This window comes from Paenibacillus agaridevorans (assembly GCF_003112455.1).
Lineage (GTDB): Bacteria > Bacillota > Bacilli > Paenibacillales > Paenibacillaceae > Pristimantibacillus > Pristimantibacillus agaridevorans.
The window spans coordinates 34,122-45,104 of sequence record NZ_BDQX01000398.1; the positions used below are offsets into that span (position 1 = coordinate 34,122).

The following is a 10,983-nucleotide window of genomic DNA, read 5'->3' on the forward strand; positions in this document are numbered from 1 at the left end:
TCGTTCTATGTCCCGGTGCATGGTCCTCGGCATACGAACAACATTTGGGTCTGAATCTGCCCGTCCATCCTATAAGGGGCCAAATCTGTTCGTATCTCTCTCCCGCGCAATGGAGCGAACCTTTGCGGCACATCGTATTCACCAGTCAGGCCTACTGGGTAAGCAAGCGGAACGGCACGGTCGTCTGCGGGGCATCGGAGGATGTAGCCGGTTATGAAACCAGCGTAACAGAGCATGGCATTGGACGATTAACGAGGGCAACCGACCGCTTTCTGCCGGATCTTAGGGGTGTTAAGCCTGCATTTGGCTGGGCAGGATTGCGTCCTGCCACACCGGATGGGATGCCGCTAATCGGAGCTGCGGGAGGCGAGGGAGAGTGGCTGATGGCTGCCGGACATTACCGCAACGGCATCTTGTTAAGTCCGGCAACGGGCCGGCTTATCGCCGATCTGCTGGACGGCGAGCCGGATGAGAAGACGCTAGCGGGACTAGCCCCTTTTGCTCCGGCAAGGTTTACGGCAAGACAAGGGTCCAAGCAAGCAACGGCAGGGCACATATATTGATGCATGAAAACATGTAGAAGCCCCGGAGGTGCGGATTGCATTGATATCCCATATTACCAACGATCAATTGCTGGCGAAGGAAATCATCGTGGAGAGGATCCGGGATTCGCTGTCCAACAAAAACCCTTTCTTTCTCGTCCGAATTGGGGACGGCGAAAATTTCGTGCTGTCGCAGGAATCGGTCTACACGATGCAGGAGACACTAAGCCAGTTGTGGGTGAAAATCGCAAACGAGGGCCGCAAAGGCGTTCGTATTCCCAATATCGAAATTCGCGACCGTATGGTGGAGGCGATCAAGGAAGCCGATATCGTAGGCGTTCTGGCGCAGAACGACAATACGATCAGGGCGCATCCCAATCATAAACGTCCGCTTACGGACAAAATCTTCGACCACTTCGGATTGCAGCCCAAAGCGTTGTGCAATGCAATCGTCAATCGCGAGCTGATCTATTTCAAGCCCTTCTGGGAAATGCTGTCGGAGCAGGGCAGCCGCGTCATTTTGATCTCCAGATGGGCCGGAGGCACAAAGCAGCGGCTTATTCGGCCGCCGTACAATCTGAGCATTCCGTTCACGCTGCCCTTCGAAAGGTATGAAATGATGGACGAGACGCTGGCCAAGATCGAAAGCAGGCAGGACGAATTCGATATCGCCCTAGTTTCCTGCGGCGTCAATGCTGTCGTGCTTGCGCACGAAATTACGAAGCGGACGGGGAAGGTGGCCATGGATTTCGGCATCGGCTCCCAGATTATTTCCAGCGTAAAACTTCAATAAAATTGACAAGACGAAGAGCCATACCATGGAGAGAGGCATGAACTCCATGGTATGGCTCATATTGCGCCTTTAGATTGACCAGCGAAGGATAACGCCCGCTTGAGTCAAGCCCCCGCCGAAGCCGTGAAGCAGAACGCGGTGCCCTGATTGCAGTCTTCCGTCCTTGACGGCGTCATCCATCGCAAGCGGGATAGAGGCGGCTGACGTGTTGCCATACTTCGCAATAGAAGACAGAGCTTGATCCTCTGTGAAGCCGCATCGCTCGCATAACGCCTCGATGATTCGCTGATTGGCGTTATGCGGAGCAAACCAATCCACTTGATGCGCAGCCAGGCCTGCGCTCTCAAGCAGCTCCGAAATTCCTTCCGAGACGCTGGAAAGCGCCCAACGGTACACCTCGCGTCCATTTTGAACAAGCTTGCCGCTCGGCACAAGATCGTATTCGCCGATTCGCGAGGACAAATGGCTGGCGTAGACATGCCGTCCGCCGTTGCCGTCGGTCCGGGCGAAGGAAGCCAGGAAGTTTCCCTCTCCATCCGCGGTTCGTTCCACCAACACGGCGCCTGCTCCGTCGCCGAACAAAATGCAGGTCGTACGATCGGTATAGTCCGTAATTTTGGACAAGGCATCGGCACCTACGACCAATATTTTATGATGAAGCCCGGTCATGAGAAGCCCGTTTGCGAGCTGCAGACCTGCGGTGAAACCCGCGCAGGCGGCCTGAATATCGATTGCTCCGCATTGAGCGATGCCAAATGTGGCCTGAATGCCAGCCGCGATGCTGGGGAATATGGTATCTGGCGTGGAGGTGGCTACAATAATGTAATCAACATCGTCCAGTTGCACATCATACCTGGAAGCCAGGTCCGCAACAGCGCGGTAGGCCAAATCGCTGGTATATTGATGCGGCGCCGAAATTCGGCGTTCGCGTATGCCGGTCCGCTGCACGATCCACTCATCAGAGGTATCGACCAGCTTCTCCAGGTCAACGTTGGTCATGACATTGTCCGGCAAATAAGTTCCTATTGCAGCAATACGGGAGTTGGAGCGGTAAGCGGCATTGCTTGCGATATCGGTTTCTCTGCTCATGGGTCTACACAACCTTTCGTATATTTTTTATTGGCACCTGGTACTAATATCTGATACTAATATCATACCTTCTGTAAATACGGCTGTCAATGAGATCCGCAGACGCTGATCAACGCTGGTCAACACTGATCATACGAATAACCTCTCTCCTTTCGGCAAACGATAAGACTGGAATCTGTCGCAAAGGTATCATTATCGGATGACGAACAGGAGGAGGATTGATTATGATAATCCGCTCTCGCGGCGCTTGGACGCTGCTAACGGCATGCATCGTGCTTGGAGGCATGCTTGGCGGCTGCTCTATGGAGAAGCAAGGCGATCTTGGCAATAAAAATTTGCGCACAAATGAAGTGCGTTACGATGCGAATGGCAATCGGCTGCTGACGGACAAACGATTCGCGGATGATCAGAAAAACGAAATGAACCGGGTCAATGGCCGCAGGCTGAGCAGCAACAATCTCGTTGGCACGCATCGCAATTATCGGCTGGAAATCAAGCCGGAATTCGGCGAGAAGCTGGTGCAAGAGGTGGCGGGCATTCATCATGCGGTCGTCATGCTCGCGGATTATAACGCCTACGTGGCGGTATCATTGGACAAGGAGGCAAGCGGCGACGGAATCGGCACGCTAAGCCGTACTTACATGGGCTTGTCCGGAGCCAAGGGAACGGAGGCCGGCAGACGGATTGGAACCCTGTCGACAGGCCAGGAACGATTGAACGACGAGCTGACGGAAAAGGTTTCTTCGGCACTCAAAGCCATGAGGCCCAATATCGAGCTGGTGTACGTGTCCGCGAACCCTGATTTCGTAGGCCGGATGAACGCATATCAGAACGATTCCCTGCAAGGCTTCCCCGTTCAGCATTATATTATGGAGTTTAACGGAATGGTTGAACGAATCTTCCCGCCGCGAACGACTAAAAGCAGCGATGAGCTGATTCGGCCATATGGCCATCGATTCAGCGGCAGATTGCTGGAATAAGCTGAGTTTGAACACGTATTTATAGGACCGTCTCCGGGCAGCCGCCGCCGCGCTCCCATCGGAGGCGGTTTTTTGTCGTTTCGTCCATTCGTCACAGCTTGCCCGGTCATATAGTATTCTAGCTGTTTCATATCCATGCTGGGAAAGAGGCGAGAGAATTGACATCAATAAAGGAGGAGCATCACATCGAGTCTGCGGACGAGCGACGAACCGTGGCGATATTGGGATTGGGCTACGTGGGGCTGCCACTGGCTCTGCTATTCGCCGAGCAAGGATTTCGAGTGATCGGAATCGATCCTGATGTTTCTAAAATTAGCAAGCTTCAGAATGGCAAAAGCTATATCCGTGAAATAGAAGACGCAGTGATTAACGAGGCGATTGCAGAGCGATTGATTCCGACAACGCAGCATTCCGCAGCTCGAGCAGCCGAGGCCATCATCATCTGCGTGCCGACGCCGCTGACGGCTTACGGCACGCCCGATCTCGCCTACCTGAAGATGGCGGCGACCCAAGCAGGCGCCGAATTGCAAAAGGGGCAGCTCGTCGTCTTGGAGAGCTCGACTTACCCCGGTACGACCAGGGAAGTGCTTCTGCCGCTGCTGGCCAAGTCGGGTCTGCGGGCGGGCGAAGACTTCCATGTCGCGTATTCCCCGGAGCGGGTCGATCCCGGCAATGCGGACTTCCCCATCCATCGTATCCCCAAGATCGTAAGCGGCATAAGCGATCGCTGCCTGGAGAAAGTATCCGAGCTGTATCGTCGTGTATTCCCGGCCGTCCATCCCGTCTCCAGCACGGATGCAGCCGAGATGACTAAGATCATGGAAAATGCCTACAGGCTCGTCAATATCTCGTTTATTAATGAAATGGCAATCGCCTGCGATACGTTGGGGCTCGACATTTGGGAGGTTGTTCAGGCCGCATCGACGAAGCCGTTCGGTTATCATCCCTTCTATCCAGGTCCTGGCATTGGCGGCCATTGCATTCCCGTCGATCCTTCCTATCTGCAATGGAAGCTGAAGCAATACGGCATGAGCTCGGACTTTATCGGCTTGGCGAACGGCATCAACCACCGAATGCCGCTGTATGTCGTGCAGCGGCTAAAGCAAGGCGTTGCTCCCAAGACGCTGGCCGGCTCCTCCATCCTTGTATACGGGGCGGCCTATAAGTCCGATATTGCGGACAGCCGCGAGTCGGCATCGATCGATATCATGAAGCTTCTTATGCTGGAAGGAACCAAGGTTTATTACTATGACCCCTATATCAGCGAACTTGCGGTCGGAGAGAAGAAGCTTCAGAGAACCGAGCTGACGCCTGAATTTTTGGCGAGCATCGACGGCGTCATTATTGCGACGGATCACAGCGGCATGCCGCTTGATCTGATGATGGAGCATGCGCCGCTGATTTACGATACCCGCAATGTGACGAAAGGCCGCGGGGGGCGCGCCGTTACGATGAGGCTTGGGGGCGGGGGCGTTTCATGACTTTGATGCGAATTGCGATTATCGGATGCGGGGCTATTGCGGAAAAACATGTTGCGGCTATTGCCGAGTTGGGCGGCGGGGCGGAGATCGCGGCGCTTTGCGACATCTCGGAGGAGCGTCTCCGCGTTTTCGCCTTTCGCGCTGGAATCCCGCGGTTCCCGGGAGCAACGCTGCATACGGATATCGATGAAATGCTGACACGACCGGAGCTCGATCTTGTTGTCGTCGCGACGAGCAGCGACTCCCATGCCCGGATCGCGCTGCGTTCACTTGAAGCGGGCAAACATGTGCTGGTCGAAAAGCCGCTTGCGCTGTCCATGGGCGAGGCAAGGGAGCTTATCCGTCTTGCCCGAGCAAAAAAGCTGGAGCTGGCCGTGTCCTTTCAAGCGCGTTATTCCCCGCGAATTGCCGCGATGAAAGCTGCAATTGAGGAGGGACGGTTCGGCGAGATCGGTCACGGCGCCGTTGCGATGAGATGGAATCGCGATATAACCTATTACAGAAGCGGGCCGTGGCGCGAGGATTGGAGCAAGGGCGGCGGTTTGTTCATAAACCAGTGCATTCATTATGTCGATCTGCTGATCTGGCTGCTGGGTCCGCTCCAATCCGTATATGCGCTTGCCGGCATCCATGGCCAGTTTATCGGCGTCGAAAATGTCGGAGCGGCGCTGCTGCGGTTCAAAAGCGGGGCTGTCGGCATTATCGAGGCGTCAACGGGCGTCTATCCCCGAACGTTAGGCACTTCCATCAGCCTGTTCGGCTCTCGCGGCACTGCATCCTTTGAGGGCACGGCCTTGCAAGAAGCGGCGGTATGGACCTTCGAACATAACCATGGTTCGGAGGGCGCCGACTCTGTTTTCGAGCAACGGACTTTATCAAAGGTACCTGACACGGATATCAAGCTTTCGCATACGCCGCTTTATCGCGAGCTTTTGACCGCCATCCGTGGCGGGGAGTCGCCCATCGCTTCGGCCGAGTCGACTCTTCCCGCGCTGGAGGCCGTGCTTGGCATCTATCAATCGATAAAGAGCGGTCTTGTCGTGGAGCTGCCGATCAACGAGGAGTTTCATATGGGCGGCATGGTCTGGAGGGAGAAGGGGTAGGATGGAAAAAATTCCGTTAATCGATTTGCGCGCTCAATATCGGGAACTGAAGGACGAGATCGACGCTGCTTTCCTGCGCGTTATGGCCAGCGGCGAATATATCGCGGGACCCGAGGTCGAAGGGCTTGAGGCCGAGATCGCGGCATTGACCGGCGCTGCTTATGCCGTATCGGTCGCGAACGGTACGGATGCGCTGGCGCTTGCGCTGGAGGCGGCCGGCATCGGACCTGGCGACGAGGTCGTCACGACGGCGTTCACGTTTTTCGCTACGGCGGAGGCGATCGTGCGCCGGGGAGCCGTTCCCGTGTTCGCAGATATTGATCCCGCAACGTACAACATGTGTCCCTTAGACACGGAGCAGCGCATTACGCCGCGTACCAAAGCGATTTTGCCTGTTCATATTTTCGGCCAGCCGGCAGACATGTCGGCCTTTTCCTCCCTGGCGGAGCGGCATGGCCTCAAACTGATCGAGGATGCCTGTCAAGCCATCGGGGCGACGCTGGAAGGCCGTCCTGTCGGCGCCATGGGAGACGCGGGCTGCATTTCCTTTTTCCCGACAAAAAATCTGGGGGGTTACGGAGACGGAGGCATCATCGTCACGAATAACGAACGGATTGCCAACGAAGCCAGGCTGCTTGCCCGGCATGGCAGCCGTAAAAAATATTTTCACGAAACAATCGGCGTCAACAGCAGGCTGGATCCACTTCAGGCGGCCATCATCAGAGTGAAGCTTAAGAGACTGGAGGAGTGGAACGATCGTAGAAGGCAGGCGGCTGAATATTATAATAACGGATTGCGACATACCCCGCTGAGACTGCCTGCGGTCATGGATAAGGCAGAGCACGTGTACCATCTTTACGCCGCGCAATACGAGCATCGCGACGAGCTGATGGAGAGGCTCAAGGGAGACGGCATATCGTCCGGTCATTATTACCCGTGTCCGCTGCATTTGCAGCAGGCGCTGACGTTTCTCGGCTACAAGGCGGGCGATCTGCCTGTAACGGAGAAAACCTGCGCCCATTCGTTCGCGCTGCCGCTTTCGCCGCATCTGACAAGGGAGCAGCAGGATTATATCATCTCCAAGGTGATTCAATACACGTAAGGGAGAGTGAGAGGGATGAGCGGTACGACAAGGATCGGAGATGGCGTCACGCTTGGACGCGGCGTCGTGATCGGGGCCGGGGTTACGATCGGCCATGGCGCCGTCATCCACGACGATACCGTCATTGGAGACGATGTCCGCATTCACGATCATGCCGTGATCGGCAAGCTCCCCATGAAGGCCAAACGATCCGCGACGACAAGCGACGGCGTCGTCCTGCATCCGACGTTTATCGAGAAGGGCTGCACGATCGGAACGGGAGCGATTATCTATCGGGGGGCGTGGCTGCAGCCGGACGTCCTGGTGGCGGATTTGGCGACGGTGCGCGAACGGGTCCGGGTCGGGACGGGGACGATAGTGGGACGCGGCGCCGCCATCGAGAACGACTGCGAGGTCGGCGCTCGCTGCAAGCTGGAGACGAACAGCTATATCTGCGCATATTCCGTGCTGGAGGACGACGTATTCGTCGCCCCCTGCGTCGTGACGACCAACGACAATTATTTGGCGCGTTCCTCCGCCAGATTTTCCAAGTTCAAGGGAGTGACGGTTAAGCAGGGAGGCAGGATCGGAGCGGGCGCGACGATTTTGCCGGGCAGGGTCATCCATCGGGACGGCGTCGTGGCGGCAGGAAGCGTCGTGACAAAGGATGTGCCGGAGCGGACGATCGTAGCGGGCAATCCCGCTCGCAAACTAAGAGATGTGCCGGAAGATCAGTGGCTGGAGAATCAAAGGCATGGATAGGCGGCTTAAGGTACTGATGCTCGTGAAGCGGTTCGACGAGACATATCCGAAACATGTGCACAAATTCGATATGTTGAAGGCGATCGAAGATGTCGCCGAAGTGACGTATTGGAGCAAGGACGGGGATATTCGCGCCATATTGGAAAGTTTGCCGGAGAGGCCGGACGTTATTTTCCATTACGACATCGAATGGCGAAACGCTTTTGCCCCCCATATCACGGGACTGGAGAACGTCGATATTTTGAAGGCGTGTTACGTGCTGGACGTCCATTACCTGCCTGCCGCCAGAAAGGAATATTTCGAACGTAATGCGAAGCCGGATCTTATTTTATCCGCCAGCAAATATCCCTTCCTCAAGGCGTTCCCGGGGATGCTGCCGCGATTCCGCTGGTTGCCGTTCGGCGTCAATCCGGAGATGATCCGGGATTACGGCTTGCCCAAGGACACGGCTTATTCGCTCATGGGATTAATGGAGGAAAAATACCCGTTCCGTTCCGCAGTACTAAAGGCTATGTCGCGGGAAGAGGGATTTGTCCATTACCGCCATCCCGGGCACCGGACGCCTTACCGGCCGGGACTGTTCGTGCATGATACGTACGCGCGGGCCATTAACGGTTCCATGATAGCCTTCACTTGCGGCAGCGTGCTGGAAATCCCCGTTGCCAAGTTTTTCGAAATTCCGGGCTGCAGGACGCTGATGCTGGCGGAGAGCAATCCGGACATCGAAGAGCTGGGCTTTAAGGACGGAGACAACTTCGTAGCCTGCGGACGTACCGGCATACTGGAGCTTGCGAGGCGGTATCGCGCGGATGCGGAGGCGAGGAACGCCATTACGGAACGGGGGTACGACTTTGTCCATCGCTATCATAGCAACGGCGCCAGAGCGCGAGAGTTCGTCGGGATCGTGAAGGATGCTCTTGCGGGGCGAGGTGGCTGATAGAGAGAGGCAGGTGCTGCTTTGAGGCTCTGTCACAAATGCAAACGGCGCTGCCAGGGGAAGCTTGGTTCCCTTTGGCGGCGCCGTTTATTGTCGTGTTTCAGCTCTCCAGCTTGCTTACGAGCTCGGCGCTTGTGGAGAGCACAAGGTCGTTGCAGGTTTTGTCCGCATTGAAGTGTCTTGCGATGCTTTCGTGCACCGGAGTTTCCAGCGGGATGAGTCGTCCACTCGCGTCCGGCGCGTAAAGCAGAAACCGCTCGGAGAGGAAATCGATAAACACGTTCAGGTCGATGCCTTTTTCGATCATGTAGCTGCGGTTAAATTCGATGCAGCCGATCGCGCCGGCGCAGCTGTCCAGCAGCTTGCTCATGCCCTTTATGGCTTGCCATTCGAACCCTTCCACGTCCATCTTGAATAACAAGGTTCCACCCTGAATGATACGATCCTGGAACAGGCTGTCGATCGTGACGGTACCGATGGAGGTTGATTTGACGGCACGCGAGCCGGAAGGGTGGCCCGAGGAAAGGCCGGAGTGCGACTGGTCGACGTAGAAGGATATCGTGTTATCCGCCTCATCCGATACGAAGGCGAATACCGCCTTCATCTGACGGCTGTTGGGATGATCGCCGATCGACCGAAGCAAGTAGGGACGCAGTCCTTCGTTGGCCTCGATCGCCACGATCTCGGTATAAACGGGATATTGAGCGGACAGCAGGATCTCTCCATAATTGGCACCCGCGTCCACCACGATGGCCGGCTCCAGCAGGCTCACGGCCTTGCGCCAAAATGCCGTCACGGCGGGTTGGGACAAGCCGGCGTACCGCTTCATTCTGCCGCCACGCTTATCGCCCGGATTGACATACATAGCATGACCGGTGCCGTTCATTATGATTTTATGCATGTTGGTGACTGCCTCCTTCGGAAGTGAGAGAGCCGTCCCGGTTCGGAACGTTTCTATTAACGTATTCCGCGAACGGGCTGCCCGTACTAGATTCACAACCATTTGAAAGGGGGAGCATGCTTCTGTTTGGAATAATTCAACAGTATTTTGCCCGCGGACATTGACCTCGGCATCTCCATTCGATAAAGTGAATCTGTATGATTGTAACGACTGCCATATTTTATAGAGAATCTAGATGAGATAGATGAAGGAGAATGTGAACCGAGATGAAGAAAGCTGGTCTACGCCGCTTGACTATTCCGCTGATGCTGCTGGCACTCTGGCTCTGCAGCGTCCTCCCCGCGCATGCGGCAGGCAACCTGGTCGTGAACGGCGACTTCGAGCAATCCGAGGGCGGGATGCCGGTCAATTGGACGACTGAAGCCTGGATCAAAGACGATGTTTCTACCGAATATTCGGTCGAGCTTGGCTCCGCCCAGTCGGGCGAAGGAGCGGCATCCATTCGAAATCATGGCGATAATCATGCCAGATTTATTCAGACGGTCCGGGTTGAATCGGACAAGCTGTACCGAATCTCCGGTTACGTTAAGGCGGAGGGGCTGCGTCTTGACGCTTACGGCGCTTATCTGTCCGTAGAGGGAGTGGCGGTCCAATACCCGCAAGTTCACGACACAGGCGGTCAATGGTCTTACCTGGAGTATTACGGACGAACGGCCAAGGATCAGAAGGAAATCACGATCGGCGTCAGCGTGGGGGGCTACGGCAGCATTAATGCCGGAAGCGCCGCATTCGACGGCGTGTCGGTCGAGGAAGTCGGCGAGACGCCGGCGGGAGCGGTCGAATTCTCGCTTGCGTCTTCGCCGGTCAGCGGCGGCGACGAACAGGAGCAGGCGCCGATTAAGGTGTCGATCCTTTCGACGCTGCTGTTCGCCGCATTGTTTACGGCCTTTTTCGCGGTCGTCCGGAATGCGCTCCTGAGGCAGCAGGACCGGCTGCGGGGCAATAACAGGGTTCGCGATCTATTGTTATACGGAGGCTTTGCCGCCGCGTTAGCGGTTCGAATCGCAATTGGACTTAGCCATGAGGGGTACGCCAACGACATCGCGCTTTTTACGTTCTGGTCGGATCAAGTGGTGAAAGAGGGCATTGCGGGTTTCTACCATACCGATATATTCGTCGACTACCCGCCAGGTTATATTTACGTATTGTACATAGTAGGGCTGATCAAAGAATGGCTGGGTCTTGCAGCAGGCAGCGCCGGTACTCTGCTGCTCTACAAGCTTCCTGCCATCGCGGCGGATCTCGTAGCCGCAG

At 56.0% G+C, this 10,983-nt stretch carries 11 protein-coding genes; 9 read left to right on the top strand and 2 right to left on the bottom strand.

The annotated features are described in order from the left end of the window. Together PAT3040_RS30970 and PAT3040_RS30975 are read left to right on the top strand one after the other, a co-directional pair. A partial coding sequence (locus PAT3040_RS30970) for an FAD-dependent oxidoreductase (protein WP_146200610.1) occupies positions 1-563 on the top strand: 563 nt, incomplete at its 5' end. Between the two features lie 40 nt (positions 564-603). After that, complete coding sequence (locus tag PAT3040_RS30975) at positions 604-1,335, top strand: GT-D fold domain-containing glycosyltransferase (protein WP_108995707.1); 732 nt, start codon at positions 604-606, stop codon at positions 1,333-1,335. A gap of 69 nt (positions 1,336-1,404) precedes the next feature. Here the strand turns inward: PAT3040_RS30975 and PAT3040_RS30980 are convergent, their stop codons facing one another. Beyond that, positions 1,405-2,424: a ketoacyl-ACP synthase III gene (locus PAT3040_RS30980; protein WP_108995708.1), complete on the bottom strand. Its 1,020-nt coding sequence runs from the start codon at positions 2,422-2,424 to the stop codon at positions 1,405-1,407. A gap of 224 nt (positions 2,425-2,648) precedes the next feature. Between PAT3040_RS30980 and PAT3040_RS30985 the strand changes: the two genes are divergently transcribed. The 6 genes from PAT3040_RS30985 to PAT3040_RS31010 all read left to right on the top strand — a co-directional run bounded on the left by PAT3040_RS30985 (position 2,649) and on the right by PAT3040_RS31010 (position 8,768). Beyond that, complete coding sequence (locus PAT3040_RS30985) at positions 2,649-3,404, top strand: YhcN/YlaJ family sporulation lipoprotein (protein ID WP_087571532.1); 756 nt, start codon at positions 2,649-2,651, stop codon at positions 3,402-3,404. 158 nt (positions 3,405-3,562) lie between these two features. Then, positions 3,563-4,885: a nucleotide sugar dehydrogenase gene (locus PAT3040_RS30990; RefSeq protein WP_258235248.1), complete on the top strand. Its 1,323-nt coding sequence runs from the start codon at positions 3,563-3,565 to the stop codon at positions 4,883-4,885. Beyond that, complete coding sequence (locus PAT3040_RS30995) at positions 4,882-5,988, top strand: Gfo/Idh/MocA family protein (RefSeq protein WP_108995709.1); 1,107 nt, start codon at positions 4,882-4,884, stop codon at positions 5,986-5,988. Before PAT3040_RS30990 ends, PAT3040_RS30995 begins: the two co-directional genes overlap by 4 nt. 1 nt (position 5,989) lies before the next feature. Further along, positions 5,990-7,090, top strand: a complete 1,101-nt coding sequence (locus PAT3040_RS31000) for a DegT/DnrJ/EryC1/StrS family aminotransferase (RefSeq protein WP_108995710.1) — start codon at positions 5,990-5,992, stop codon at positions 7,088-7,090. A gap of 15 nt (positions 7,091-7,105) precedes the next feature. Continuing rightward, positions 7,106-7,831, top strand: coding sequence for an acyltransferase (locus PAT3040_RS31005; protein WP_108995711.1), 726 nt, complete (start codon positions 7,106-7,108; stop codon positions 7,829-7,831). Continuing rightward, complete coding sequence (locus PAT3040_RS31010; protein WP_108995712.1) at positions 7,824-8,768, top strand: glycosyltransferase family protein; 945 nt, start codon at positions 7,824-7,826, stop codon at positions 8,766-8,768. Before PAT3040_RS31005 ends, PAT3040_RS31010 begins: the two co-directional genes overlap by 8 nt. 100 nt (positions 8,769-8,868) lie before the next feature. On the opposite strand, the gene PAT3040_RS31015 is transcribed toward PAT3040_RS31010, so the two are convergent. Next, positions 8,869-9,669, bottom strand: coding sequence for an FkbM family methyltransferase (locus PAT3040_RS31015; RefSeq protein WP_181376944.1), 801 nt, complete (start codon positions 9,667-9,669; stop codon positions 8,869-8,871). A gap of 266 nt (positions 9,670-9,935) precedes the next feature. On the opposite strand from PAT3040_RS31015, the gene PAT3040_RS37675 reads away from it, so the two are divergent. After that, positions 9,936-10,983: carbohydrate binding domain-containing protein (locus PAT3040_RS37675; protein ID WP_507763382.1), on the top strand; the 1,048-nt coding region annotated here is incomplete at its 3' end.

Coding starts and splice junctions, on each gene's coding strand:
- PAT3040_RS30995 (WP_108995709.1), top strand. CDS start 4,882: ATGACTTTGATGCGAATTGCGATTATCGGATGCGGGGCTATTGCGGAA.
- PAT3040_RS30980 (WP_108995708.1), bottom strand. CDS start 2,424: ATGAGCAGAGAAACCGATATCGCAAGCAATGCCGCTTACCGCTCCAAC.
- PAT3040_RS30985 (WP_087571532.1), top strand. CDS start 2,649: ATGATAATCCGCTCTCGCGGCGCTTGGACGCTGCTAACGGCATGCATC.
- PAT3040_RS31005 (WP_108995711.1), top strand. CDS start 7,106: ATGAGCGGTACGACAAGGATCGGAGATGGCGTCACGCTTGGACGCGGC.
- PAT3040_RS31010 (WP_108995712.1), top strand. CDS start 7,824: ATGGATAGGCGGCTTAAGGTACTGATGCTCGTGAAGCGGTTCGACGAG.
- PAT3040_RS31000 (WP_108995710.1), top strand. CDS start 5,990: ATGGAAAAAATTCCGTTAATCGATTTGCGCGCTCAATATCGGGAACTG.
- PAT3040_RS31015 (WP_181376944.1), bottom strand. CDS start 9,669: ATGCATAAAATCATAATGAACGGCACCGGTCATGCTATGTATGTCAAT.